We start from the raw sequence: 24159 nt of genomic DNA on the forward strand, positions 1-24159 counted from the left end.
ACGGCAATGGAGTGATCGCGATGCGTGATGTGGTGGCGGGCCTGCAGGGCTCGCGCATTCGGGAAGTGGCCAACGAAGGCCTGGGGCGCGAGGGCGTGCTGGCTTTCTGGTTCGGCGAGAGCGACGAGGTCACGCCCGAGCCCATCCGCGCGGCCGCCATCGCGTCGCTGCAGGCTGGCGAAACCTTCTACGCCCACAACCTCGGCCTGCCCGAGCTGCGCGAGGCCATCGCGGGCTACACCGACCGCCTGCACCCCGGCCGCGGCGCGGCGCACTGGTTCGGGCGCACCGCCGTCACCTCGGGCGGGGTCAACGGCCTCATGCTCGCGGCCCAGACCCTGGTGGACGCGGGCGACGAGGTGGCCGTGCTCACGCCGGCCTGGCCCAACCTCGCGGCGCAGCCCGCGATCCTGGGCGCGCGCGTGAAGACCGTGTCGCTGCGCCCGCAGGCCGGCGCCTGGACGCTGGACCTCGATGCGCTGCGCGCGGCGGTTACGCCGGCCACGCGGCTGCTGATCGTGAACGCGCCCGCCAACCCCACGGGCTTCACGCTCACGGCCGACGAGCAGCGCGCCATCCTCGCGCACTGCCGCGCCACCGGCACCTGGATCGTGGCCGACGAGGTCTACGAGCGCCTGTACTACGGCGACGACACCGCCAACGGCGCCGCGCCCAGCTTCCTCGACGTGGCCGAGCCCGACGACCGCCTGATCGTGGCGCACAGCTTCTCCAAGAGCTTCCTCATGACCGGCTGGCGCCTGGGCTGGCTGGTGCTGCCGCCCGCGCTCACCGAGCCCGTGGGCAAGCTCATCGAGTTCAACACCTCGTGCGCACCGGTGTTCGTGCAGCGCGGCGCGGTGGCCGCCATCGCCCACGGCGACGCCGTGACCCCGGCGCTGGTGGCCCACCTGCGCCACTGCCGCGACACCCTGGTGCCGCTGCTGCAGGCCGTGCCCGGCCTGGCACTGGCCACGCCGCGCGGCGGCATGTACGCCTTCTTCCGCCTGCCCGGCCAGGCCGACTGCCTGGACGTGGCCAAGCGCCTGGTGCGCGAGGCCGGCCTGGGCCTGGCGCCGGGCAGCGCCTTCGCGCCCGAGGCCACGGGCTGGCTGCGCTGGTGCTTCGCCAGCCGCGACACCGCGCGCCTGCAAGCCGGTGTGCAGCGGCTGCGTGGCTGGCTGGACGGCGCCGGCCTGGGATAAAAAGCGCCTTGCGCACGGTTTCGGCTAGAATGCGCGGTTGCCGTTCCGGTCGGAATGGCATTTCACGCCCGCCGCGGCCCGGCCATCGAGGCTCGTGCTGCAGCGGGACGCACGTCAACAGGAAGTACTCCACATGATCAGCCAACAAGCCAAGGCCGAGGTGATTGCCGCCAACGCCCGCGCCGCCGCCGACACCGGCAGCCCCGAAGTCCAGGTCGCTCTGCTGACCGCTCGTATCAACGAGCTCACCCCCCACTTCAAGACCCACGCCAAGGACCACCACGGCCGTCGCGGTCTGCTGCGCATGGTGAGCCGCCGCCGCAAGCTGCTCGACTACCTCAAGGCCAAGGATGCCGACCGCTACCTGGCCCTGATCCAGAAACTGGGCCTGCGCAAGTAATTTGAGCCGGGTGTGCCCACACGGAAAGCCTGAGTTGGTTCGCTGGCTCGGGCTTTTTGCGTTCTGCACACCGGCTTCTTGAGTCCGGAGTTCACACACCGTCCGAAGCTGTGTCATTCCAACGCCGTTGCGCCCCCGCGCAGCCGCTCTGGAATGGCATCGTGTTCTGGGTGCGTTCTCCGGGAAGGTGCAGTCCGCTGCACGCCATGCCGTCCGCAGGAATGGGCGGCGCACAGGAGATGAACCCATGAGCATGTTCAACAAAGTCACCAAGACCTTCCAGTGGGGCCAGCACACGGTCACCATGGAAACCGGCGAGATCGCCCGCCAGTCCACCGGCGCCGTGCTGCTCGACATGGACGGCACCGTGGTGCTGGCCACCGTCGTGGCCCGCAAGGAAGCCAAGGCCGGCCAGGACTTCTTCCCGCTGACCGTCGACTACATCGAGAAAACCTACGCCGCCGGCAAGATCCCCGGCAGCTTCTTCAAGCGCGAAGGCCGTCCGAGCGAACTCGAGACGCTCACCAGCCGCCTGATCGACCGCCCGATCCGCCCGCTGTTCCCCGAAGGCTTCTTCAACGAAGTGCAGGTGGTGATCCACACGCTGTCGCTCAACCCCGAGGTCGACGCCGACATCGCCGCCATGATCGCGACCTCGGCCGCGTTGTCCGTCTCGGGCATCCCGTTCAACGGCCCGATCGGCGCCGCCCGCGTGGGCTACATCAACGGCCAGTACGTGCTCAACCCGGGCCAGACCGAGCGCCAGAATTCGCAGATGGACCTGGTGGTCGCCGGCACGCAGGTCGCCGTGCTGATGGTCGAGTCCGAAGCCGAGCAGCTCTCCGAAGAGATCATGCTGGGCGCCGTGGTGTTCGGCCACGAGCAGGGCAACATCGCGATCAACGCCATCAACGAGCTGGTGCGCGACGCCGGCAAGCCCGAGTGGCAGTGGGAAGCCCCGGCGCGCGACGAAGCGCTGATCGCCAAGGTGAGCGAACTCGGCGAAGGCGCGCTGCGCGCGGCCTACCAGATCCGCAACAAGCAGGCCCGCACCCAGGCCTGCCGCGAGGCCTATGCCGCCGTCATGAGCGGCCTCAAGGAAGCCGGCATCGAGTTCGACAGCGTGAAGGTCGAAGGCCTGCTGTTCGACATCGAAGCGCGCATCGTGCGCGGCCAGATCCTGGCCGGCGAGCCCCGCATCGACGGCCGCGACACGCGCACCGTGCGCGGCATCGAGATCCGCACCGGCGTGCTGCCCCGCACCCACGGCTCGGCGCTGTTCACCCGCGGTGAAACCCAGGCCCTGGTGGTCTCCACGCTCGGCACCGACCGCGATGCGCAGAAGATCGACGCGCTGGCCGGCGAGTTCGAAGACCGCTTCATGCTGCACTACAACATGCCGCCCTTCGCCACCGGCGAAACCGGCCGCGTGGGCAGCCCCAAGCGCCGCGAGATCGGCCACGGCCGCCTCGCCAAGCGCGCCCTGGTGGCCTGCCTGCCGAGCAAGGAAGAGTTCCCCTACACCATCCGCGTGGTCTCCGAGATCACCGAGTCGAACGGCTCCTCGTCGATGGCCTCGGTGTGCGGCGGCTGCCTCGCGCTGATGGACGCCGGTGTGCCGATGAAGGCGCACGTGGCCGGCATCGCCATGGGCCTGATCAAGGACGGCAACCGCTTCGCCGTGCTGACCGACATCCTCGGTGACGAGGACCACCTCGGCGACATGGACTTCAAGGTGGCCGGCACCACCAACGGCATCACCGCCCTGCAGATGGACATCAAGATCCAGGGCATCACCAAGGAAATCATGCAGGTCGCGCTGGCCCAGGCCAAAGAAGCGCGCATGCATATCCTCGGCAAGATGCAGGAAGCCATGGGCGAGGCCAAGACCGAGATCAGCGATTTCGCGCCGCGCCTCTACACCATGAAGATCAACCCCGAGAAGATCCGCGACGTGATCGGCAAGGGCGGCGCCACCATCCGCGCGCTGACCGAAGAAACCGGCACGCAGATCGACATCGGCGAAGACGGCACCATCACCATCGCGTCCAACGACAGCGCCAAGGCCGAAGAGGCCAAGCGCCGCATCGCCGAGATCACGGCCGAGGTGGAAGTGGGCAAGGTCTACGAAGGCCCGGTCACCAAGATCCTCGACTTCGGCGCCCTGGTGAACCTGCTGCCCGGCAAGGACGGCCTGCTGCACATCAGCCAGATCGCGCACGAGCGCGTCGAGAAGGTCACCGACTACCTGCAGGAAGGCCAGATCGTGAAGGTCAAGGTGCTCGAGACCGACGAGAAGGGCCGCATCAAGCTGTCCATGAAGGCGCTGCTCGAGCGCAACGGCGGCGGCGAGCGCGGCGATCGCGCGAGCGCCGAGGCCGCTGCCCAGCAACAGCAGCAGCAACAGCAGTAAGGCGGGCGCAGCCATGCCGAGCATGCAGGTCGTCGAGATCAGCGCCTTCGGTGCACCCGAGGTGCTGCGCCTGGCCGAACGCGAGCGCCCCGTGGCGGGCGCGGGCGAGCTGCTGATCCGCGTCACCGCGTCGGGCGTGAACCGCCCCGACGTGCTGCAGCGCACCGGCAACTACCCCGTGCCGCCCGGCGCGTCCGACATCCCCGGCCTCGAAGTGGCCGGCGTGATCGAGTCGGGCGATGCCGCGGCGCTGGCCGAGGCCGGCCTGAAGATCGGCGATCGCGTGTGCGCGCTCGTGGCCGGTGGCGGCTACGCGCAGTGGTGCGTGGCGCCCGTGGGCCAGTGCCTGCCCGTGCCCGAGGGCCTGGACGACGTGGCCGCGGCCGCGCTGCCCGAAACCTTCTTCACGGTCTGGAGCAACGTCTTCGATCGCGGCCGCCTGCAGGCCGGTGAAACCCTGCTCGTGCAGGGCGGCACCAGCGGCATCGGCGTCACCGCGATCCAGATGGCCAAGGCGCGCGGCGCCGTGGTGATCGCCACCGCGGGCAGCGACGAGAAGTGCGCGGCCTGCAAGGCGCTCGGCGCCGACCACGCCATCAACTACCGCACGCAGGACTTCGTGGCCGCGGTGGCCGACATCACGGGCGGCCGCGGGGTCGACGTGATCCTCGACATGGTGGCCGGCGCCTATGTCGCGCGCGAGATCGACTGCCTGGCCGAAGACGGCCGGCTCGTGATCATCGCGGTGCAGGGCGGCATCAAGGCCGAGATCAATGCCGGCCTGGTGCTGCGCCGCCGCCTCACGGTCACGGGCTCCACGCTGCGTCCGCGCCCCGTGGCCTTCAAGGCCGCGATCGCGCGTTCGTTGCGCGAGCACGTCTGGCCGCTGCTCGCGTCGGGCGCCATCAAGCCCGTGATCCACCAGGTGTTTGCACCGGCGCAGGCCGCCGAGTCGCATGCCCTCATGGAATCGAATCGCCACATCGGCAAGCTGGTGTTGCGCTGGTCCTGAACATGAACCCCCACGCTCCGCACTTCGTGTCGTCGCTGCCCCCCGAGGGGGCGCGTGCCTCCCTTGGGGCGGCCCGGCGGCAAGCACAAGCATGAAAAAACTGATTGCCGGCAACTGGAAGATGAACGGCGGCCTGGCCGCCAACGAAGCGCTGCTGCGCGCGCTGCTCGCGCAGATCGGCACGCCCGCGGCCGAAGTGGCCGTGTGCGCGCCCGCGCCTTACCTTGCGCAACTGCAGTCGCTGCTCAACGGCAGCCCGATCGCCTGGGGTTCGCAAGACGTGTCGGCGCACGAGCAGGGCGCCTACACGGGCGAGATCTCGGTGGCCATGCTGCACGACTTCGGCTGCCGCTACGCCATCGTGGGCCACTCCGAGCGCCGCCAGTACCACGGCGAGACCGACGCCGTCGTGGCCGCCAAGGCCCAGCGCGCGCTGGCCGGCGGTGTCACGCCCATCGTGTGCGTGGGCGAAACGCTGGCCGAGCGCGAAGCCGGCCAGACCGAGGCCGTGGTCAAGCGCCAGCTCGCGGCCGTGATCCACGCCGTGGCCCATTGCACGAGCGAGATCGTCGTGGCCTATGAGCCCGTGTGGGCCATCGGCACCGGCAAGACCGCCACGCCCGAGCAGGCCCAGCAGGTGCATGCCGTGCTGCGCGCCCAGCTCGCCGCGGCCACCACGCACCCCGAGCGCGTGCGCATCCTCTACGGCGGCAGCATGAACGCGGCCAATGCCGCGAGCCTGCTGGCGCAGCCCGACATCGATGGCGGGCTCATCGGTGGTGCGTCGCTCAAGGCGCCCGATTTCCTGCAGATCGTGGCCGCGGCCCGATGAGATGAACCCCGGGTCGATCGTGTGATCCGACCCGACTGAGAGAACCCCGGAGAATTCCATGAACGTTTTGCTGACCCTTCTGCTCGTGGTGCAGATCCTCGCGGCCCTGGGCATGATCGGCCTGATCCTCATGCAGCACGGCAAAGGCGCCGATGCCGGTGCCGCGTTCGGCGGCGGCGGCGCGGGCTCCGCGAGCCTGTTCGGCGCCTCGGGCGGCGCGAACTTCCTGTCGCGCACCACGGCCGTGCTCGCGGGCGTGTTCCTCGCGTGCACGCTGGGCCTCGCGTACTTCGGCAACCTGCGCCAGGCCCCGGCCTCGTCGGGCAGCGTGCTCGAGTCGGTGCCCGTCACGCCGGTGCAGCAGATTCCGGGCAGCACCACGCCGCCCGCGGGCAGTGCGCCCGCACAGAGCGCGCCCGCGCCGGCGCCCGCCCCCACGGGCGCGGGCCAGATCCCGGCCAAGTGATGCGATAAGGGCGCGCGCTTCAAAAAAGGGTGCGCCCCTCCTGAAACAGGGGTCGTTTCAGGGTAAACTCTATGAGTTGTCGCGATGGCTCACCCATCCCTCGTGAGCCAGGCAACGCAGACCCAGCCGACGTGGTGAAATTGGTAGACACGCTATCTTGAGGGGGTAGTGGCGAAAGCTGTGCGAGTTCGAGTCTCGCCGTCGGCACCAGATCGTTGAAAGCCCGGCCAGCAGGCCCGGCTTATGGAACCCGACCCACGATGAGCCTAGACCAGTACCTTCCCGTGCTTCTGTTCATCCTCGTGGGTATTGCGGTAGGCGTCATCCCCCAGGTGCTTGGGTACATCCTCGGCCCCAACCTGCCGGACGCCGAAAAGAACTCCCCCTACGAATGCGGCTTCGAGGCCTTCGAAGACGCCCGCATGAAGTTCGATGTGCGCTACTACCTGGTGGCCATCCTCTTCATCCTGTTCGATCTCGAGATCGCCTTCCTCATTCCCTGGGCGGTGGCCTTCACCGACATCGGTCTCACGGGTTTCGTGGCCGGCGTGGTGTTCCTGGCCATCCTCACCGTGGGCTTCGCCTACGAGTGGAAAAAGGGCGCGCTCGACTGGGAATGAACCCGTGCCCGCGCCGCGGGCATACCGGAGCTTCGCATGATTGAAGGTGTCTTCAAGGAAGGTTTCGTCACCACCAGCTACGACGCGGTGGTGAACTGGGCCAAGACCGGCTCGCTCTGGCCCATGACCTTCGGTCTGGCCTGCTGCGCGGTCGAGATGATGCATGCCGCGGCCGCGCGCTACGACATCGGCCGCTTCGGCTCCGAGGTCTTCCGCGCCAGCCCGCGCCAGTCTGATCTGATGATCGTGGCCGGCACGCTGTGCAACAAGATGGCGCCCGCCCTGCGCAAGGTCTACGACCAGATGGCCGAGCCGCGCTGGGTGCTCTCCATGGGCTCGTGCGCCAATGGCGGTGGCTACTACCACTACAGCTACTCCGTCGTGCGCGGCTGCGACCGCATCGTGCCGGTCGACGTCTACGTGCCCGGCTGCCCGCCCACGGCCGAAGCGCTGCTTTACGGAATCATTCAGCTGCAGCAGAAGATCCGCCGCACCCAAACGATCGCGCGCGCCTGAGGCGCCGCACAGCCGACGGCCCCACGCCATGACCGATCACGCCACCCCTTCCCAAGCCATCGCGCCCGAAGACCTGCGCGAGCGTCTCGCGGCCTTGCTCGACGGGCGTGCGCGCTCGGTCGAGCTGTCCCGCGGTGAGGTCACGGTCACCGTGGCCGCTGCCGACTACCTGGGCGTGATGCTCGCGCTGCGCGACGCGCCCGAGGCGCGCTTCGAGCAACTGATCGATCTCTGCGGCATCGACTACTCCACCTACGGCGATGGCCGCTGGGAAGGCGCGCGCTTCGCGGCCGTGTCGCACCTGCTGTCGGTGAGTCTGAACCAGCGCGTGCGCGTGCGCGTGTTCTGCCCCGAAGACGACTTCCCCGTGCTGCCCTCGGTCACGGCCATCTGGAACAGCGCCAACTGGTACGAGCGCGAGGCCTTCGACCTGTACGGCATCGTCTTCGAAGGCCACGCCGACCTGCGCCGCATCCTCACCGACTACGGCTTCATCGGCCACCCCTTCCGCAAGGACTTCCCGCTCTCGGGCCACGTCGAGATGCGCTACGACGCCGAGCGCCAGCGCGTGATCTACGAGCCCGTGACGATCGAGCCGCGCGAGATCACGCCGCGCGTGATCCGCGAAGACAACTACGGCGGCCTGCACTGAAGGCGCGAGGCACACCGACATGGCAGAGATCAAGAACTACACCCTGAACTTCGGCCCGCAGCACCCGGCCGCGCACGGCGTGCTGCGCCTGGTGCTCGAACTCGACGGTGAGGTCGTGCAACGCGCCGATCCGCACATCGGCCTGCTGCACCGCGCGACCGAAAAGCTCGCCGAGCACAAGACCTTCATCCAGTCGCTGCCCTACATGGACCGTCTCGACTACGTGTCCATGATGAGCAACGAGCACGCCTACTGCCTGGCGATCGAGAAGCTGCTCGGCATCGAGGTGCCGATCCGCGCGCAGTACATCCGCGTGATGTTCAGCGAAATCACCCGCATGCTCAACCACCTGATGTGGCTGGGCTCGCACGGCAACGACTGCGGCAGCTCCACCATCCTGATCTACGCGTTCCGTGAGCGCGAAGACCTGTTCGACATGTACGAGGCGGTGTCGGGCGCGCGCATGCACGCCGCCTACTTCCGCCCGGGTGGCGTCTACCGCGACCTGCCCGACAGCATGCCGCAGTACCAGGCGAGCAAGGTGCGCAACCAGCGCGCGATCGACGAGATGAACCAGAACCGCCGGGGTTCGCTGCTCGACTTCATCGACGACTTCACCCAGCGCTTCCCGACCTACCTCGACGAGTACCACACGCTGCTCACCGACAACCGCATCTGGAAGCAGCGCACCGTGGGCATCGGCGTGGTGCCGCCCGAGCGCGCGCTCAACCTCGGCATGACCGGCCCCATGCTGCGCGGCTCCGGCATCGCCTGGGACCTGCGCAAGAAGCAGCCCTACGAGGTCTACGACCGCCTCGATTTCGACATTCCCGTGGGCAAGACCGGCGACACCTACGACCGCTACCTGGTGCGCATGGAGGAGCTCAAGCAGTCCAACCGCATCATCAAGCAGTGCGTGGACTGGCTGCGCGCCAACCCGGGCCCGGTCATCACCGACAACCACAAGGTCGCGCCGCCTTCCCGTGAGGCGATGAAGACCAACATGGAAGAGCTGATCCACCACTTCAAGCTCTTCACCGAAGGCTTCCACGTGCCCGAGGGCGAGGCCTATGCCGCCGTCGAGCACCCCAAGGGCGAGTTCGGCATCTACCTCGTGAGCGACGGCGCCAACAAGCCCTACCGCCTGAAGATCCGCGCCCCCGGCTTCGCGCACCTGGCCACGCTCGACGAAATGGCGCGTGGCCACATGCTGGCCGACGCGGTCGCCATCATCGGCACCATGGACATCGTTTTCGGAGAGATCGACCGATGAATGCCGCTGTGAGCGCTCCTGTGCAATTCTCTGCCGCCACCATCGCGCGTTTCGACCGCGAGGTGGCCAAGTACCCGCCCGAGCAACGCATCTCCGCGGTGATGGCCTGTCTGTCCATCATCCAGCAGGAGCAGGGCTGGGTGAGCACCGAGGCCGAGGCCGCGCTGGCCGCCTACATCGGCGTCGAGCCGATCGCGGTGCACGAGGTCACGACCTTCTACAACATGTACAACCAGCGGCCGGTGGGCAAGTTCAAGCTCAACGTCTGCACCAACCTGCCGTGCCAGCTGCGCGATGGCCAGAAGGCGCTGCACCACCTCGAGCACAAGCTGGGCATCGCGATGGGCGAAACCACGCCCGACGGCCTGTTCACGCTGCAGCAGAGCGAGTGCCTGGGCGCGTGTGCCGACGCACCCGTGATGCTGGTCAACGACCGCCACATGTGCAGCTTCATGAGCCACGACAAGCTCGACCAGCTGGTCGACGGCCTGCGTGCCGCGGAGGGCAAAGCCTGATGAACGCCGAACAGATCATTGGCCAGTTCGCCGCCACCGGCGTGCAGACCTGCTTCCATGGCCGCCACATCAGCCCGCAGATCTACGCCGATCTGAACGGCAAGAACTGGTCGCTCAAGGACTACGAAGCGCGCGGCGGCTACCAGGCGCTGCGCAAGATCCTGGGCAAGGACGGCGGCGAAGGCCTCACGCAGGACCAGGTGATCGCCACCGTGAAGGAATCGGCCCTGCGCGGCCGTGGCGGCGCGGGCTTCCCTAGCGGCCTCAAATGGAGCTTCATGCCGCGCCAGTTTCCGGGGCAGAAGTACCTGGTGTGCAACTCCGACGAGGGCGAACCGGGCACCTGCAAGGACCGCGACATCCTCATGTACAACCCGCACATCGTCATCGAAGGCATGGCGATCGCGGCGTACGCCATGGGCATCACCGTGGGCTACAACTACATCCACGGCGAGATCTTCGAGGTGTACGAGCGCTTCGAGGCCGCGCTGGAAGAGGCGAGGGCGGCCGGCCTGTTGGGCGACAACATCCTGGGTTCGGGCTTCTCGTTCCAGCTGCATGCCCACCACGGCTTCGGCGCCTACATCTGTGGCGAGGAAACCGCGCTGCTCGAATCGCTCGAAGGCAAGAAGGGCCAGCCGCGCTTCAAGCCGCCGTTCCCGGCCAGCTTCGGCCTCTACGGCAAGCCCACCACGATCAACAACACCGAGACCTTCGCGGCCGTGCCCTGGATCATCCGCAACGGCGGCCAGGCCTACCTCGAGATCGGCAAGCCCAACAACGGAGGCACCAAGATCTTCTCGGTCAGCGGCGACGTCGAGATGCCCGGCAACTTCGAGATCCCGCTCGGCACCCCGTTCAGCAAGCTGCTCGAACTCGCGGGCGGCGTGCGCAAGGGCCGCCAGCTCAAGGCCGTGATCCCCGGCGGCTCGTCGGCGCCGGTGCTGCCCGCGCACATCATGATGGAATGCACGATGGACTACGACTCCATCGCCAAGGCCGGCTCCATGCTGGGCTCGGGCGCCGTCATCGTGATGGACGACTCGCGCGACATGGTGTCTTCGCTCAAGCGCCTGTCGTACTTCTACATGCACGAGAGCTGCGGCCAGTGCACGCCCTGCCGCGAAGGCACGGGCTGGCTCTGGCGCATGGTCGACCGCATCGACCGCGGCCTCGGCAAGCCCGAAGACATGGTGCTGCTCGACAACGTGGCCGAGAACATCATGGGCCGCACCATCTGCGCGCTCGGCGACGCGGCGGCCATGCCGGTGCGCGCCATGATCAAGCACTTCCGCCACGAGTTCGAGGCCAAGATCGCCGCCGCGCAAGCCGCGGGCAACAACGCGGCCACGGCCTGAACCGAGGAACACGGACATCCCCATGGTTGAAATCGAACTCGACGGCCAGAAGGTCGAAGTGCCCCCGGGCAGCATGGTCATGCATGCGGCCGAGAAGGCGGGCACCTACATCCCCCACTTCTGCTACCACAAGAAGCTCTCGATCGCGGCCAACTGCCGCATGTGCCTGGTCGAGGTGGAGAAGGCGCCCAAGCCCATGCCCGCCTGCGCCACACCGGTGACGCAGGGCATGGTCGTGCGCACGCAGAGCGACAAGGCCGTCAAGGCCCAGAAGTCGGTGATGGAGTTCCTGCTCATCAACCACCCGCTCGACTGCCCCATCTGCGACCAGGGCGGCGAATGCCAGCTGCAGGACCTGGCCGTGGGCTACGGCGGTTCGGGCTCGCGCTACCAGGAAGAAAAGCGCGTCGTCTTCCACAAGAACGTGGGCCCGCTGATCTCCATGCAGGAGATGAGCCGCTGCATCCACTGCACGCGCTGCGTGCGCTTCGGCCAGGAAATCGCCGGCGTGATGGAGCTCGGCATGAGCCACCGCGGCGAGCACGCCGAGATCGAAACCTTCGTGGGCCAGTCGGTCGACTCCGAGCTCTCGGGCAACATGATCGACATCTGCCCGGTCGGCGCGCTCACGAGCAAGCCCTTCCGCTACCAGGCCCGCACCTGGGAGCTCTCGCGCCGCAAGAGCGTGAGCCCGCACGATTCCACCGGCGCCAACCTCGTGGTGCAGGTCAAGAACCACCAGGTCATGCGCGTGGTGCCGCTCGAGAACGAAGCGGTCAACGAATGCTGGATCGCCGACCGCGACCGCTTCTCGTACGAAGCGCTCAACGGCCCCGACCGCCTCACCCAGCCCATGCTCAAGCAGGGTGGTGAATGGAAGACCGTCGACTGGCAGACCGCGCTCGAGTACGTGGGCGAAGGCCTGCGCCAGATCCAGGCCGAGCACGGCGCGAACGCCATCGGCCTGCTGGCCAGCCCGCACAGCACGCTCGAGGAACTGGCCCTGGCTGGCGCGCTGGTGCGCGGGCTGGGCAGTGCCAACATCGACAGCCGGCTGCGCGCGGCCGACTTCGGCAACGCCGCGCCCGCCCACAGCGCGCGCTGGCTGGGCCTGCCCATTGCCGAACTGTCCACGCTGCAGCGTGTGCTCGTGGTCGGCTCCAACCTGCGCAAGGACCACCCCCTGTTCGCACAGCGCCTGCGCCAGGCCGTGCGCCATGGCGCGCAACTGAGCGCACTGATCGCCGCCGAAGCCGACTGGGCCATCAAGCGCCGCCACACCCTGCTGGCCGACAGCCGCCAATGGGTGGGCGCGCTGGCCGGCATCGCCGCCTCCGTGGCCGCCGAGAAGGGCGTGAGCGCGCCCGTGGCCGCCGAGGTGAACGACACGCACCGCGCCATCGCGGCCTCGCTGCTGGGCGGCGAGCGCAAGGCGGTGCTGCTGGGCAACGCCGCCGCACACCACGAGAAGGCTTCCAGCCTGCTCGCGCTCGCGAACTTCATCGCCGAACACACCGGTGCCTCGGTGGGCTACCTCGGCGAGGCCGCCAACACCGTGGGCGCGCAACTCGCGGGCGCGCTGCCCGGTCAGGGTGGCCTCAACGCCGCGCAGATGCTCGGTGGCGCCGTCAAGGGCGCGCTGCTGCTCAACGTCGAAGCGCAAGATACCGCGCTGGGCCTCGACGGCCTGCAGAAGGCCGAGATGGTCGTCACGCTGAGCCCGTTCAAGACCAACCTCGAGGTGAGCGACGTGCTGCTGCCGATCGCGCCCTTCACCGAAACCTCGGGCAGCTTCGTCAACGCCGAAGGCCGTCTGCAGAGCTTCCACGCCGTGGTGCGCCCGCTGGGCGACACCCGACCGGGCTGGAAGGTGCTGCGCGTGCTGGGCAACCTCATGCGCCTGCCCGGCTTCGATGCCGATTCTTCGCAGGCCGTGCTCGCCAAGGCGCTGCCGGGCGTGGAGCAGGGCGCCCTGGTGCCCGCCGCGCGCCTGGACAACCGCAGCCAGGCCACCATCGACACCACGCCCGCGCAGACCGAACCGGTCGTGGCCAGCATCTACCAGCTCGACGCGCTCGTGCGCCGCGCGCCCGCGCTGCAGCTCACGGCCGATGCCCGTCGGGCGCGTGCCGAAGAAGGAGCCGCAGCGTGATCGACGCCATGTACAACGGTGGCCTGGGCCTGATCAACGCGCCCTGGTGGACAGGCGCCGCCTGGCCCGTTCTCTGGGCCCTGATCAAGATCGTGGCCGTGCTTGCGCCGCTCATGGGCGCGGTGGCCTACCTCACGCTGTGGGAGCGCAAGCTGCTCGGCTGGATGCAGGTGCGCCACGGCCCCAACCGCGTGGGCCCCTTCGGCCTGCTGCAGCCCATCGCCGACGCGCTCAAGCTGCTCACCAAGGAACTGATCCGCCCGAGCGCGGCCGCCAATGGCCTGTTCCGCCTCGGTCCCATCATGGCCATCATGCCGGCGCTGGCCGCCTGGGTGGCGATTCCCTTCGGTCCCGAGGCCGTGCTCGCCAACGTCAACGCGGGCCTGCTGGTCATCCTGGCCATCACCTCGATCGAGGTCTACGGCGTGATCATCGCGGGCTGGGCCTCGAACTCGAAGTACGCTTTCCTGGGCGCGCTGCGCGCCTCGGCGCAGATGGTGAGCTACGAGATCGCGATCGGCTTCTGCTTCCTGGTGGTCGTGATGACCGCAGGCAGCCTGAACCTGGCCGAGATCGTGGCCTCGCAGAACCGCGGCACGGGCGCTGGCATGGGCCTGAACTTCCTGTCGTGGAACTGGCTGCCGCTGCTGCCCATCTTCATCGTCTACCTGATCTCGGGCGTGGCCGAAACCAACCGCCACCCCTTCGACGTGGTCGAAGGCGAGGCCGAGATCGTGGCCGGTCACATGGTCGAGTACTCGGGCATGGGCTTCGCCATCTTCTTCCTCGCCGAGTACGCGAGCATGTGGCTGGTGTCCATCCTGGCCGTGCTGATGTTCCTCGGCGGCTGGCTGCCCCCGCTCGACAGCGACCTCTTCAACTGGATCCCGGGCTGGATCTGGCTCGGCATCAAGACCTTCTTCGTGGTCTCGCTGTTCATCTGGATCCGCGCCACCTTCCCGCGCTTCCGCTACGACCAGATCATGCGTCTGGGCTGGAAGATCTTCATTCCCGTCACGCTGGTGTGGCTGCTGCTCGTGGGTGCGCTCATGAAGTCGCCCTGGAACATCTGGCACTGAGGACAGGGGAACCAACATGTCCACCTCCACGACCGCCGTCGCGCCGTTCAGCTTCCGCGACTTTTTCAAGAGCTTCATGCTCGTCGAGCTCTTCAAGGGCATGGCCCTGACGGGCCGCTACGCCCTGCGCCGCAAGGTCACGGTGCAGTTCCCCGAAGAGAAGACGCCGCTGTCGCCGCGCTTCCGCGGCCTGCACGCGCTGCGCCGCTACGACAACGGCGAAGAGCGCTGCATCGCCTGCAAGCTCTGCGAAGCCGTGTGCCCGGCCATGGCCATCACCATCGAGAGCGATGTGCGCGATGACGGCACGCGCCGCACCACGCGCTACGACATCGACCTCACCAAGTGCATCTTCTGCGGCTTCTGCGAGGAAAGCTGCCCGGTCGACTCCATCGTGGAGACGCACATCTTCGAATACCACGGCGAAAAGCGCGGCGATCTCTACTTCACCAAAGAGATGCTGCTGGCCGTGGGCGACCGCTACGAACCGCAGATCGCCGCGGCGAAGGCGGCCGACGCCCCGTACCGCTGAGCCCATCAGAGATCCCATGGACTTCACGACCGGTTTCTTCTACCTGTTCGCGGCGGCGTTGCTGTTCGCGGGCTTTCGCGTGGTCACCGCGCGCAACGCGGTGCACGCCGTGCTCTACCTCATGCTCGCGTTCTCGCAGGCCGCGGCGCTCTGGCTGTTGCTCAAGGCCGAGTTCCTGGGCATCACCCTGGTGCTCGTGTACCTGGGCGCGGTGATGGTGCTGTTCCTGTTCGTCGTGATGATGCTCGACATCAACATCGACGCGCTGCGCCGCGGCTTCTGGAGCCACTTCCCGCTCGCGGCCCTGATCGGCGCCGTGGTGGCGGGCGAGCTCATCGCCGTGCTGTGGGTGGGCTTCCCGAGCATCGCGAACAACGCGCCCGCGGTCTCGCCCACGGTGTCCAACACGCGCGAGCTCGGCAAGCTGCTCTACAGCGCTTACCTCTATCCCATCCAGGTCGCGGGCTTCATCCTGCTCGTGGCCATGGTCGCGGCCATCGCGCTCACCCTGCGCCAGCGCAAGGACAGCAAGGCCATCAACCCGGGCGACCAGGTGCACGTGCGCGCCAGCGACCGCCTGGTGGTGGTGCCCATGGCGGCCGTGAAAACCGCCGCCCCGACCGCTCCCGCCGCCACCGCCGAGGAGGGCAAGAAGGCATGAACGCCATGAACCACCTGGGCCTGGGCCACTTCCTCGCGGTCGGCGCGATCCTGTTCGCGATCTCCGTTGTCGGCATCTTCCTCAACCGCAAGAACCTGATCGTGCTGCTCATGGCCATCGAGCTCATGCTGCTCGCGGTCAACATGAACTTCGTGGCCTTCTCCCACTTCCTGGGCGATCTGCACGGCCAGGTGTTCGTGTTCTTCATTCTCACCGTGGCAGCGGCCGAATCGGCCATCGGCCTCGCCATCCTCGTGCTGCTGTTCCGCAACAAGTCGTCGATCAGCGTCGAAGAACTCAACACGCTCAAGGGCTGACCGGACATGAGCAACACGCTTTCCGCTTCCACGCTGCTGGCCGTGCCGCTCGCGCCCCTGGTGGGCTCGGCCGTGGCCGGCATCCTGGGCACGGCCTTCGGCGGCAACGTCATCGGCCGCCGCGCCTCGCACGGGGCCACCATCCTCGGTGTGCTCGTGGCCTTCATCCTGTCGGCCATGACGCTGTCCGACGTGATCGGCGGCGCGCGCTTCAACCAGACCATCTACGAGTGGATGGTGATCGGCGGTCTCAAGATGGAGATCGGCTTCCTGGTCGACGGGCTGACCGCGATGATGATGGTGGTGGTCACCTTCGTCTCGCTCATGGTGCACCTCTACACCATCGGCTACATGGCAGACGACGAGGGCTACAACCGCTTCTTCGCCTACATCTCGCTGTTCACCTTCTCCATGCTCATGCTGGTCATGAGCAACAACCTGCTGCAGCTGTTCTTCGGCTGGGAAGCGGTGGGTCTGGTGTCGTACCTGCTGATCGGCTTCTGGTTCAACAAGCCCTCGGCCATCTTCGCCAACATGAAGGCCTTCCTGGTCAACCGCGTGGGCGACTTCGGCTTCATCCTCGGCATCGGCCTGATCGTGGCCTACGCCGGCACCATGAACTACACCGAGATCTTCGCCAAGGCCGGCGAACTCGGCGCCCTGGGCTTCCCGGGCACCAGCTGGATGCTGGTCACCGTGATCTGCATCTGCCTGTTCATCGGCGCCATGGGCAAGAGCGCGCAGTTCCCGCTGCACGTGTGGCTGCCCGATTCCATGGAAGGCCCGACCCCCATCTCGGCGCTGATCCACGCCGCCACCATGGTGACGGCCGGCATCTTCATGGTCGCGCGCATGAGCCCGCTGTTCGAACTCTCGGACACCGCGCTGAACTTCGTCATGGTCATCGGCGCGATCACCGCGCTGTTCATGGGCTTCCTGGGCATCATCCAGAACGACATCAAGCGCGTGGTCGCGTATTCCACGCTCTCGCAGCTGGGCTACATGACCGTGGCGCTCGGCGCCTCGGCCTACTCGGTCGCGGTGTTCCACCTGATGACGCACGCCTTCTTCAAGGCGCTGCTGTTCCTGGCCGCGGGCTCGGTGATCATGGGCCTGCACCACAACCAGGACATCCGCTGGATGGGTGGCGTGCGCAAATACATGCCCATCACCTGGATCACCTCGCTGCTGGGCACGCTCGCGCTGATCGGCACGCCGCTGTTCTCGGGCTTCTACTCGAAGGACTCGATCATCGAGGCGGTGCACTTCAGCAACCTGCCCGGCGCCGGCTTCGCGCACTTCGCGGTGCTCGCCGGTGTGTTCGTGACCTCGTTCTACTCGTTCCGCCTGTACTTCCTGGTCTTCCATGGCCAGGAGCGCTACGACCAGAACCCCGACGCGCACCACGATGACCACCACGACGACCACGGCCACGGCCATGGCGACGGCAAGCCGCACGAGTCGCCCTGGGTCGTGACGCTGCCGCTGGTGCTGCTGGCCGTGCCTTCGGTGTTCATCGGCTTCTTCACCATCACCCCGCTGGTGTTCGGCGACTTCTTCCGCGACGCCATCACGGTGAACGCTGCGGCCCACCCCGCGCTCACCGAGTTCGCCAAGATCTTCCACGGCCCGCTGGCCATGGCCGCGCACGCGCTGAGCACGCCGCCGCTGTACCTGGCCCTGGCCGGCGCGGTGAGCGCCTGGTACTGCTACCTCGTGAATCCCGCGGTGCCGGCCGCCATCGGCCGCGCGCTCAAGCCCCTCATCACCATCCTCGAGAACAAGTACTACCTCGACTGGTTCAACGAGAACGTGCTCGCCCGTGGCGCGCGCGCCCTCGGCGTGGGCCTGTGGAAGGGCGGCGACCGGGGCGTCATCGAAGGCGGCGTGGTCAACGCGAGCTGGAAGCTCGTGGGCCTGATCTCGTCCGTGGTGCGTCGCTTCCAGACCGGCTACCTCTACCACTACGCGCTCATGATGCTGGTGGGGATCATGCTGTTCATGACGTACTTCGTCTGGCTCGCGAAATAAGACAACAGAAAGAAAGCCACCATGGGTTTGCTGAGCCTTGCCATCTGGACGCCCATCGCCTTCGGCATCGTGCTGCTGGCGCTGGGCCGTGACGAGCACGCGGGCATGGTCCGCTGGGTCGCGCTGATCGGCGCCATCGCCGGTCTGGTCGTCACCCTGCCGCTCTACACCGGCTTCGAGGTCGGCAGCGCGGCCATGCAGTTCACCGAGAAGATGCTCTGGATCGAGCGCTTCAACATCCACTACCACCTGGGTGTGGACGGCATCTCGCTGTGGCTGGTGCTGCTCACGGCCTTCATCACCGTGATCGTGGTGATCGCGGGCTGGGAGGTGATCACCGAGCGCGTGAACCAGTACATGGGCGCGTTCCTGATCCTGTCGGGCCTGATGATCGGCGTGTTCGCCGCGCAGGACGGCATGCTGTTCTACGTGTTCTTCGAGGCCACGCTGATCCCCATGTACCTGATCATCGGCATCTGGGGCGGCCCGAACAAGATCTACGCCGCGTTCAAGTTCTTCCTCTACACGCTGCTGGGTTCGCTGCTGCTGCTGATCGCGCTGATCTACCTCTACGTGCAGTCCAAGGGCAGTTTCGCGCTCACCGACTGGTACGCGCTGCCGCTGGGCAAGACCGCGCAGACCCTGCTGTTCTTCGCCTTCTTCGCGGCCTTCGCGGTGAAGGTGCCGATGTGGCCGGTGCACACCTGGCTGCCCGACGTGCACGTGGAAGCGCCCACCGGCGGCTCTGCCGTGCTGGCGGCCATCATGCTCAAGCTCGGCGCCTACGGCTTCCTGCGCTTCTCGCTGCCCATCCTGCCCGACGCCTCGCACCAGTGGGCCGGCCTCATGATCGGCCTGTCGCTGGTGGCGGTGATCTACGTGGGCCTGGTGGCCATGGTGCAGCAGGACATGAAGAAGCTCGTGGCCTATTCGTCGGTCGCGCACATGGGCTTCGTCACGCTGGGCTTCTTCGTCTTCAGCGACCTCGGCGTCAGCGGCGCCCTGGTGCAGATGGTGTCTCACGGCTTCGTGTCGGCCGCCATGTTCCTGGCCATCGGCGTGCTCTACGACCGCGTGCACTCGCGCGAGATCGCATCCTACGGCGGTGTGGTCAACACCATGCCGCGCTTTGCCGCCTTTGCGCTGCTGTTCACCATGGCCAACGCCGGCCTGCCCGGCACCGCGGGCTTCGTGGGCGAGTGGATGGTGATCATTGCGGCGGTCAAGGCCAACTTCTGGATCGGCCTGCTGGCGGCCTCGGCCCTGATCTTCGGCGCCGCCTATTCGCTGTGGATGTTCAAGCGCGTCTACCTCGGTGAGCCGGGCAACGACGACGTGCGCGCGCTCACCGACATCAACGCCCGCGAATTCCTCGTGATGGCGCTGCTCGCGATCGCGGTGCTCGCCATGGGCGTGTACCCCAAGCCCTTCACCGACGTGATGGACCCCTCGGTGGCCGAGCTGCTGCGCCACGTGGCCCAATCCAAGCTCCCGCTGAACTGAAGAGAGCCCTCCCATGATCGACAAACTCAGCTGGGTCGCGGCTTACCCGGAAATCCTGCTCGCGGTGATGGCCTGCGTGATCGCGCTGGTCGACCTCGGCGTCAAGTCGCCCAAGCGCGGCGCCACCCATGTGCTCACCCTGCTCACGCTCGCCGTGGTGGCGCTGCTGCTGGGCGTGGCCGCATCCGGCGGACAGACCATCGTCGGCTTCGGCGGCATGATCGTGAGCGACCCCATGGGCAACTGGCTCAAGTGCTTCGGTGCCCTCGCGCTCATGGTCACGCTGGTCTACGGCCGCGGCTACGCCAGCCAGCGCGACATGCTGCGCGGCGGTGAGCTCTTCTCCATGAGCCTGCTCGCGCTGCTGGGCATGTTCGTGATGATCTCGGGCCACAACTTCCTGGTGATCTACCTGGGCCTGGAGCTGCTCACGCTCTCGAGCTATGCCCTGGTGGCCCTGCGCCGCGACGACATCGCCGCCACCGAAGCCGCCATGAAGTACTTCGTGCTCGGCGCGCTGGCCAGCGGCTTCCTGCTCTATGGCCTGTCCATGGTCTACGGCGCCACCGGCTCGCTCGACCTGGCCCAGGTGCTGGCCGCCATCTCCGGCGGTGCGGCCACGCTCAAGGGCTCGCCCCAGGTGCTCACGCTGGGCCTGGTGTTCGTGGTGGCCGGCCTGGCCTTCAAGCTCGGTGTGGCGCCGTTCCACATGTGGGTGCCCGACGTCTACCACGGCGCGCCCACGGCCGTCACGCTGCTGATCGGCGGTGCGCCCAAGCTCGCGGCCTTCGCCATCGTGATCCGCCTGCTCGTCGAAGGCATGGCCCCGCTCGCGGTCGACTGGCAGCAGATGCTGGGCGTGCTCGCGGTGGTGTCGCTGCTGGTGGGCAACCTGGCCGCCATCGCGCAGACCAACCTCAAGCGCATGCTGGCCTTCTCCACCATCGCGCAGATGGGCTTCCTGCTGCTGGGCCTGCTGGCCGGCGTGTCGGGCGGCAGCACGGCCAACATGGCCAACGCCTACAGCTCGTCCATGTTCTACGTGATCACCTACGTGCTCACCACCCTGGGCACGTTCGGCGTGATCCTGCTGCTCTCGCGCAGCGGCTTCGAGTCCGAGAACATCGAGGACCTCGCGGGCCTGAACCAGCGCAGTCCGCTGTACGCCGGCGTGATGGCCACCTGCATGTTCTCGCTCGCGGGCATTCCGCCGCTGGTGGGCTTCTACGCCAAGCTCTCGGTGCTGCAGGCCCTGCTGGCCTCGCCCTCGGCCTTCCACGTGGGCCTCGCGGTGTTCGCTGTGGTCATGTCGCTGGTGGGCGCGTTCTACTACCTGCGCCTGGTCAAGGTCATGTACTTCGACGCGCCGGTGCAGACCGCGCCGATCGAGGCCGGCCTCGAGGTGCGCTCGGTGCTGTCGCTCAACGGCCTGCTGGTGCTGGTGCTGGGCATCGTGCCGGGCGGTCTCATGGCCCTTTGCGCGCAATCCATCGCGGCGCTGTTCGCGTGATCGCAAAGGCCACGGAACCCGTGGCCCGCGCCGTGCTCTGACGCCCCATGGACCAAACCGCTGCCGTCTGGCTGGTGCTCACCGCCGCCCTCGTCGCCGCCAACCTGCCATTCGCCAACGAGCGCTGGTTCGTCGTGGGGCCGCGGCGCGCGCCCAAGTCGATGTGGGTGCGCCTGCTCGAACTCGTGGTGCTGTACTTCGTGGTCGGGGCGATCGGCCTCGGCCTCGAACAGCACGCGGGCCAGATCTACCCCCAGGGCTGGGAGTTCTACGCCACCACGGCCTCGCTGTTCGTGACCCTGGCCTTCCCCGGCTTCGTCTACCGCTACCTCTACAAAAAGCGGCATGCCTGACGCCCACCTGAAGGAAGTGCCGCTGGCGCGCACCGAGCTGTTGCGCGGCCACTTCCTGCACGTGGTGCGCGACACCGTGCGCCTGCCCACGGGCGCCGAGGCCACGCGCGAATTTGTTCTGCACCCGGGCGCGGTGATGGTGATCGGCCTGCTCGACGACGGCCGCGTGGTGCTCGAGCGCCAGTACCGCCACCCCATGCAGGCCGTGATGGTGGAATTCCCCGCGGGCAAGCTCGACCCGGGCGAGGGCAGCCTGGCCTGCGGCCGGCGCGAGCTGCGCGAGGAAACCGGTTACACCGCGCGCGAATGGGCCTTCGCGGGCCGGCTCGCGCCCACCATCGCGTACTCCGACGAGGTCATCGACATCTGGTTCGCGCGCGGCCTGCGCCTGGGCGAGCGCGCGCTCGACGACGGCGAGGCGCTCGACGTGTTCGCCGCCACGCCCGCCGAGCTGCAGGCCATGTGCCGCGACGGCCGCGTCATCGACTGCAAGACCCTGGTGGGCGCCCTCTGGCTGCAAAACGTCCTGAGCGGCGCCTGGGTTCTCGATTGGCAGGAGAATCCGGGGCCATGAAGGTCCTCGATCTGCAATGCGCGCACCAGCACGTGTTCGAAGGCTGGTTCGCGTCCGAAGACGATTTCAACAGCCAGCTCGCGCGCGGGCTGGTGAGTTGCCCGCTGTGCGGTGATCAGCACATCGAGAAGAAGCTGTCGGCGCCGCGGCTGAACCTGCGCGCCGGCAAGCAGGACGCGACGCCGGCCCCCGCGTCCGGCGTGGCCATGAGCAACCACCCCGCGCACGCCGAACTGGCCGAGCTGCAGGCCCGCATGCTGCGCGCCATGCGCGAGATCGTGGCCAACACCGAAGACGTGGGCGAGCGCTTCGCCGAACAGGCGCGCGCCATGCACCACGGCGAGATCGAACGCCGCAACATCCGCGGCAGCGCCACCCCCGAGGTGGCGCTCGAACTCATCGAAGAGGGCGTGGACGTGATGCCGCTGCCCTTGCTGCCGCCGGCGAAGGAAACGCTGCAGTAGCTGGTTCTTCGGGGTTTCGTACGACCACCTCGCGGGGCCGGCTGGCGGGGTTCGCGTGCTTCGGCGTGCTCGCGGGCGGCCGCCCGGGCTTGCACACATCCCTTCGTCAACACTGTTTCTGGCGCGCGCCTTCTGTGGCAACCGCGAATGGCGCCTGCGCCCGCGAACCCCGCGAGCCGACCTGAAGAAACCTGTGCACACCACTGTGGGTGTGCCTGGGCGTCGCTGGGGTCGCCGGAGCATGGGCACCCGCTCCAGCGGCCCTGAGGCAACCCAGGCAAGAGAACCTCAGGGATACAACCCACGCAGATCCCGCGCATGCAGGATGCGCTGGCACGCGATGATGAAGGTGGCCGTGCGCAGGCTCACCTTGTGGTCTTCGGCCACCTGCCACACGGCGGCGAACGCGTCTTTCATGATCTTCACGAGCCGCGCGTTGATCTCGTCTTCGGTCCAGAAGAAGCTCGAGAAATCCTGCACCCACTCGAAGTAGCTCACGGTGACGCCGCCCGCGTTGGCGATCACGTCGGGCAGCACCAGCACGCCGCGGTCGTGCAGGATGTCGTCGGCCTGCGGCGTGGTGGGGCCGTTCGCGCCTTCGATCACCATGCGCGCCTGGATGCGGCCCGCGTTCTTTTCGGTGATCTGGCCTTCGAGCGCCGCCGGGATGAGGATGTCGCAGGGCAGGCCCCAGAAGTCTTCGCTGGCCACGGTGTCGGCCCCCGCGAAGCCGGCCACCGAACCGTGGCGGCCCACATGGTCGAGCAGTGCGGGCACATCGATGCCGCTGTCGCGGTAGAGCGTGCCGCCGTGGTCCTGCACCGCGACGATGCGCGCGCCGGCCTCGGCAAACAGCTTGGCGGCCACGCCGCCCACGTTGCCGAAACCCTGTACGGCCACGCGCGCCGCGGCCACGTCGAGCCCGGTGCGGCGCGCGGCCTCGGCCCCCACCGTGAACACGCCGCGGCCCGTGGCCTCGCGCCGGCCCAGCGAACCGCCGAGGTCGACCGGCTTGCCCGTGACCACGCCCGTGGCCGTGGCGCCTTCGTTCATCGAGTAGGTGTCCATCATCCAGGCCATCACCTGCTCGTTGGTGTTGACGTCGGGCGCGGGGATGTCCTTGCTCGGGCCGATGATGATGCCGATCTCGCTCGTGTAGCGGCGCGTCACGCGCTCGAGCTCGCCGCGCGAGAGCTGGCGCGGGTCGACGCGGATGCCGCCCTTGGCGCCGCCATAGGGCACGTTCACCGCGGCGTTCTTGATCGACATCCAGGCCGCCAGCGCCATCACCTCGGACAGCGTGACGTCCTGGTGGAAGCGCACGCCGCCCTTGCCCGGGCCGCGGCTGGTGTTGTGCTGCACGCGGTAGCCCTCGAAGTGCGCCACCGTGCCGTTGTCGAGCTGAATGGGCACGTCGACGATCAGCGTGCGCTTGGGACGCTTGAGCGTTTCGACCCAGCGCGCGAGCCGGCCCAGGTAAGGCGTGACGCGGTCGACCTGTTGCAGGTAGATGCCCCAGGGGCCGAGGTGGTGGGGGTCGAGGTAGGAGGGCAGGGCCTGGGTGAAGGTGGCTGGGGCGTGGGCAGGTGTCATGGTGGGGGACTCCGGGATCGTGCGGTCTAGTGCGGTCTAGTGCGGTCTAGTGCGGTCTTGTGGGGTGCGGTGACCGGTCTGCAGGGCACTGTAAGCAGGCGCCTGCGCTGTGTCCAAGGCCGCGTCTCGAT

General features: G+C 67.8%; 24 protein-coding genes and 1 tRNA gene. 24 read left to right on the forward strand and 1 reads right to left on the reverse strand.

What is annotated here, in order from left to right:
- Nucleotides 1–20 precede the first annotated feature (20 nt).
- From G9Q37_RS03120 to G9Q37_RS03235, 24 genes are all read left to right on the forward strand, one after another.
- Nucleotides 21–1202, forward strand: coding sequence for a pyridoxal phosphate-dependent aminotransferase (locus G9Q37_RS03120; RefSeq protein ID WP_166224427.1), 1182 nt, complete (start codon nt 21–23; stop codon nt 1200–1202).
- 133 nt (nt 1203–1335) lie between these two features.
- On the forward strand, nt 1336–1602 hold the full coding sequence (rpsO, locus tag G9Q37_RS03125) for a 30S ribosomal protein S15 (RefSeq protein ID WP_166224430.1): 267 nt from the start codon (nt 1336–1338) through the stop codon (nt 1600–1602).
- Between the two features lie 247 nt (nt 1603–1849).
- Nucleotides 1850–4015, forward strand: a complete 2166-nt coding sequence (pnp, locus tag G9Q37_RS03130; RefSeq protein ID WP_166224433.1) for a polyribonucleotide nucleotidyltransferase — start codon at nt 1850–1852, stop codon at nt 4013–4015.
- Nucleotides 4016–4037: 22 nt separating this feature from the next.
- Nucleotides 4038–5027, forward strand: coding sequence for an NAD(P)H-quinone oxidoreductase (locus G9Q37_RS03135; RefSeq protein WP_166230906.1), 990 nt, complete (start codon nt 4038–4040; stop codon nt 5025–5027).
- Between the two features lie 91 nt (nt 5028–5118).
- The gene (gene tpiA, locus G9Q37_RS03140) at nt 5119–5859 is read left to right on the forward strand and encodes a triose-phosphate isomerase (RefSeq protein WP_166224436.1); all 741 of its coding nucleotides are present in this window, start codon (nt 5119–5121) and stop codon (nt 5857–5859) included.
- A 58-nt stretch (nt 5860–5917) separates the two neighbouring features.
- Nucleotides 5918–6325 (forward strand): preprotein translocase subunit SecG, encoded by a 408-nt coding sequence (secG, locus tag G9Q37_RS03145; protein WP_166224439.1) that lies wholly within the window; start codon nt 5918–5920, stop codon nt 6323–6325.
- Nucleotides 6326–6450: 125 nt separating this feature from the next.
- Nucleotides 6451–6535, forward strand: a tRNA-Leu gene (locus G9Q37_RS03150).
- Nucleotides 6536–6585: 50 nt separating this feature from the next.
- The gene (locus G9Q37_RS03155) at nt 6586–6945 is read left to right on the forward strand and encodes an NADH-quinone oxidoreductase subunit A (protein WP_166224442.1); all 360 of its coding nucleotides are present in this window, start codon (nt 6586–6588) and stop codon (nt 6943–6945) included.
- Between the two features lie 36 nt (nt 6946–6981).
- Nucleotides 6982–7461, forward strand: coding sequence for a NuoB/complex I 20 kDa subunit family protein (locus G9Q37_RS03160; RefSeq protein WP_009520160.1), 480 nt, complete (start codon nt 6982–6984; stop codon nt 7459–7461).
- 28 nt (nt 7462–7489) lie between these two features.
- Nucleotides 7490–8113 carry an NADH-quinone oxidoreductase subunit C gene (locus G9Q37_RS03165; RefSeq protein WP_166224445.1) on the forward strand — a complete coding sequence of 208 codons (624 nt, stop codon included), beginning with the start codon at nt 7490–7492 and terminating at the stop codon, nt 8111–8113.
- A 19-nt stretch (nt 8114–8132) separates the two neighbouring features.
- Entirely contained in the window at nt 8133–9386 is a 1254-nt protein-coding gene (locus tag G9Q37_RS03170) for an NADH-quinone oxidoreductase subunit D (RefSeq protein WP_166224448.1), read from the forward strand.
- Complete coding sequence (nuoE, locus tag G9Q37_RS03175; protein WP_166224451.1) at nt 9383–9901, forward strand: NADH-quinone oxidoreductase subunit NuoE; 519 nt, start codon at nt 9383–9385, stop codon at nt 9899–9901. The genes G9Q37_RS03170 and nuoE overlap by 4 nt, the downstream gene beginning before the upstream one ends.
- On the forward strand, nt 9901–11259 hold the full coding sequence (nuoF, locus tag G9Q37_RS03180; protein WP_166224454.1) for an NADH-quinone oxidoreductase subunit NuoF: 1359 nt from the start codon (nt 9901–9903) through the stop codon (nt 11257–11259). The genes nuoE and nuoF overlap by 1 nt, the downstream gene beginning before the upstream one ends.
- Nucleotides 11260–11281: 22 nt before the next feature.
- The gene (nuoG, locus tag G9Q37_RS03185; protein ID WP_166224457.1) at nt 11282–13411 is read left to right on the forward strand and encodes an NADH-quinone oxidoreductase subunit NuoG; all 2130 of its coding nucleotides are present in this window, start codon (nt 11282–11284) and stop codon (nt 13409–13411) included.
- Nucleotides 13408–14490: an NADH-quinone oxidoreductase subunit NuoH gene (nuoH, locus tag G9Q37_RS03190; RefSeq protein ID WP_166224460.1), complete on the forward strand. Its 1083-nt coding sequence runs from the start codon at nt 13408–13410 to the stop codon at nt 14488–14490. The genes nuoG and nuoH overlap by 4 nt, the downstream gene beginning before the upstream one ends.
- Nucleotides 14491–14506: 16 nt before the next feature.
- On the forward strand, nt 14507–15022 hold the full coding sequence (nuoI, locus tag G9Q37_RS03195; RefSeq protein ID WP_166224463.1) for an NADH-quinone oxidoreductase subunit NuoI: 516 nt from the start codon (nt 14507–14509) through the stop codon (nt 15020–15022).
- A gap of 16 nt (nt 15023–15038) precedes the next feature.
- Entirely contained in the window at nt 15039–15683 is a 645-nt protein-coding gene (locus tag G9Q37_RS03200) for an NADH-quinone oxidoreductase subunit J (RefSeq protein ID WP_166224466.1), read from the forward strand.
- A gap of 5 nt (nt 15684–15688) precedes the next feature.
- Nucleotides 15689–16000 carry an NADH-quinone oxidoreductase subunit NuoK gene (gene nuoK, locus G9Q37_RS03205; RefSeq protein ID WP_166230909.1) on the forward strand — a complete coding sequence of 104 codons (312 nt, stop codon included), beginning with the start codon at nt 15689–15691 and terminating at the stop codon, nt 15998–16000.
- 6 nt (nt 16001–16006) lie between these two features.
- Nucleotides 16007–18031 (forward strand): NADH-quinone oxidoreductase subunit L, encoded by a 2025-nt coding sequence (nuoL, locus tag G9Q37_RS03210; RefSeq protein ID WP_166224469.1) that lies wholly within the window; start codon nt 16007–16009, stop codon nt 18029–18031.
- Nucleotides 18032–18052: 21 nt separating this feature from the next.
- Nucleotides 18053–19534, forward strand: a complete 1482-nt coding sequence (locus tag G9Q37_RS03215) for an NADH-quinone oxidoreductase subunit M (RefSeq protein ID WP_166224472.1) — start codon at nt 18053–18055, stop codon at nt 19532–19534.
- Between the two features lie 13 nt (nt 19535–19547).
- Entirely contained in the window at nt 19548–21044 is a 1497-nt protein-coding gene (gene nuoN / locus G9Q37_RS03220; protein ID WP_166224475.1) for an NADH-quinone oxidoreductase subunit NuoN, read from the forward strand.
- A 47-nt stretch (nt 21045–21091) separates the two neighbouring features.
- Nucleotides 21092–21397: a DUF2818 family protein gene (locus G9Q37_RS03225; protein ID WP_166224478.1), complete on the forward strand. Its 306-nt coding sequence runs from the start codon at nt 21092–21094 to the stop codon at nt 21395–21397.
- On the forward strand, nt 21390–21971 hold the full coding sequence (locus G9Q37_RS03230) for an NUDIX domain-containing protein (protein ID WP_166224481.1): 582 nt from the start codon (nt 21390–21392) through the stop codon (nt 21969–21971). The genes G9Q37_RS03225 and G9Q37_RS03230 overlap by 8 nt, the downstream gene beginning before the upstream one ends.
- Nucleotides 21968–22435, forward strand: coding sequence for a DUF1178 family protein (locus G9Q37_RS03235; protein ID WP_166224484.1), 468 nt, complete (start codon nt 21968–21970; stop codon nt 22433–22435). Before G9Q37_RS03230 ends, G9Q37_RS03235 begins: the two co-directional genes overlap by 4 nt.
- A 288-nt stretch (nt 22436–22723) precedes the next feature.
- Here the strand turns inward: G9Q37_RS03235 and G9Q37_RS03240 are convergent, their stop codons facing one another.
- The gene (locus tag G9Q37_RS03240; protein ID WP_166224487.1) at nt 22724–24028 is read right to left on the reverse strand and encodes a Glu/Leu/Phe/Val family dehydrogenase; all 1305 of its coding nucleotides are present in this window, start codon (nt 24026–24028) and stop codon (nt 22724–22726) included.
- Nucleotides 24029–24159: the final 131 nt, after the last annotated feature.

The sequence above is a fragment of the Hydrogenophaga crocea genome (assembly GCF_011388215.1).
GTDB classification, from domain to species: Bacteria; Pseudomonadota; Gammaproteobacteria; order Burkholderiales; family Burkholderiaceae_C; genus Hydrogenophaga; species Hydrogenophaga crocea.

Excerpts from the sequence above, each read along its gene's own strand:
- G9Q37_RS03215 (WP_166224472.1), top strand. The coding sequence starts at position 18,053 with ATGGGTTTGCTGAGCCTTGCCATCTGGACGCCCATCGCCTTCGGCATC.
- nuoF (WP_166224454.1), top strand. The coding sequence starts at position 9,901 with ATGAACGCCGAACAGATCATTGGCCAGTTCGCCGCCACCGGCGTGCAG.
- secG (WP_166224439.1), top strand. The coding sequence starts at position 5,918 with ATGAACGTTTTGCTGACCCTTCTGCTCGTGGTGCAGATCCTCGCGGCC.
- nuoK (WP_166230909.1), top strand. The coding sequence starts at position 15,689 with ATGAACCACCTGGGCCTGGGCCACTTCCTCGCGGTCGGCGCGATCCTG.
- G9Q37_RS03120 (WP_166224427.1), top strand. The coding sequence starts at position 21 with ATGCGTGATGTGGTGGCGGGCCTGCAGGGCTCGCGCATTCGGGAAGTG.
- G9Q37_RS03240 (WP_166224487.1), bottom strand. The coding sequence starts at position 24,028 with ATGACACCTGCCCACGCCCCAGCCACCTTCACCCAGGCCCTGCCCTCC.
- G9Q37_RS03165 (WP_166224445.1), top strand. The coding sequence starts at position 7,490 with ATGACCGATCACGCCACCCCTTCCCAAGCCATCGCGCCCGAAGACCTG.
- G9Q37_RS03230 (WP_166224481.1), top strand. The coding sequence starts at position 21,390 with ATGCCTGACGCCCACCTGAAGGAAGTGCCGCTGGCGCGCACCGAGCTG.
- nuoL (WP_166224469.1), top strand. The coding sequence starts at position 16,007 with ATGAGCAACACGCTTTCCGCTTCCACGCTGCTGGCCGTGCCGCTCGCG.
- nuoE (WP_166224451.1), top strand. The coding sequence starts at position 9,383 with ATGAATGCCGCTGTGAGCGCTCCTGTGCAATTCTCTGCCGCCACCATC.
- G9Q37_RS03135 (WP_166230906.1), top strand. The coding sequence starts at position 4,038 with ATGCAGGTCGTCGAGATCAGCGCCTTCGGTGCACCCGAGGTGCTGCGC.
- G9Q37_RS03160 (WP_009520160.1), top strand. The coding sequence starts at position 6,982 with ATGATTGAAGGTGTCTTCAAGGAAGGTTTCGTCACCACCAGCTACGAC.
- nuoI (WP_166224463.1), top strand. The coding sequence starts at position 14,507 with ATGTCCACCTCCACGACCGCCGTCGCGCCGTTCAGCTTCCGCGACTTT.
- G9Q37_RS03225 (WP_166224478.1), top strand. The coding sequence starts at position 21,092 with ATGGACCAAACCGCTGCCGTCTGGCTGGTGCTCACCGCCGCCCTCGTC.
- G9Q37_RS03155 (WP_166224442.1), top strand. The coding sequence starts at position 6,586 with ATGAGCCTAGACCAGTACCTTCCCGTGCTTCTGTTCATCCTCGTGGGT.
- pnp (WP_166224433.1), top strand. The coding sequence starts at position 1,850 with ATGAGCATGTTCAACAAAGTCACCAAGACCTTCCAGTGGGGCCAGCAC.
- nuoN (WP_166224475.1), top strand. The coding sequence starts at position 19,548 with ATGATCGACAAACTCAGCTGGGTCGCGGCTTACCCGGAAATCCTGCTC.
- nuoG (WP_166224457.1), top strand. The coding sequence starts at position 11,282 with ATGGTTGAAATCGAACTCGACGGCCAGAAGGTCGAAGTGCCCCCGGGC.
- rpsO (WP_166224430.1), top strand. The coding sequence starts at position 1,336 with ATGATCAGCCAACAAGCCAAGGCCGAGGTGATTGCCGCCAACGCCCGC.
- G9Q37_RS03235 (WP_166224484.1), top strand. The coding sequence starts at position 21,968 with ATGAAGGTCCTCGATCTGCAATGCGCGCACCAGCACGTGTTCGAAGGC.
- G9Q37_RS03200 (WP_166224466.1), top strand. The coding sequence starts at position 15,039 with ATGGACTTCACGACCGGTTTCTTCTACCTGTTCGCGGCGGCGTTGCTG.
- G9Q37_RS03170 (WP_166224448.1), top strand. The coding sequence starts at position 8,133 with ATGGCAGAGATCAAGAACTACACCCTGAACTTCGGCCCGCAGCACCCG.
- tpiA (WP_166224436.1), top strand. The coding sequence starts at position 5,119 with ATGAAAAAACTGATTGCCGGCAACTGGAAGATGAACGGCGGCCTGGCC.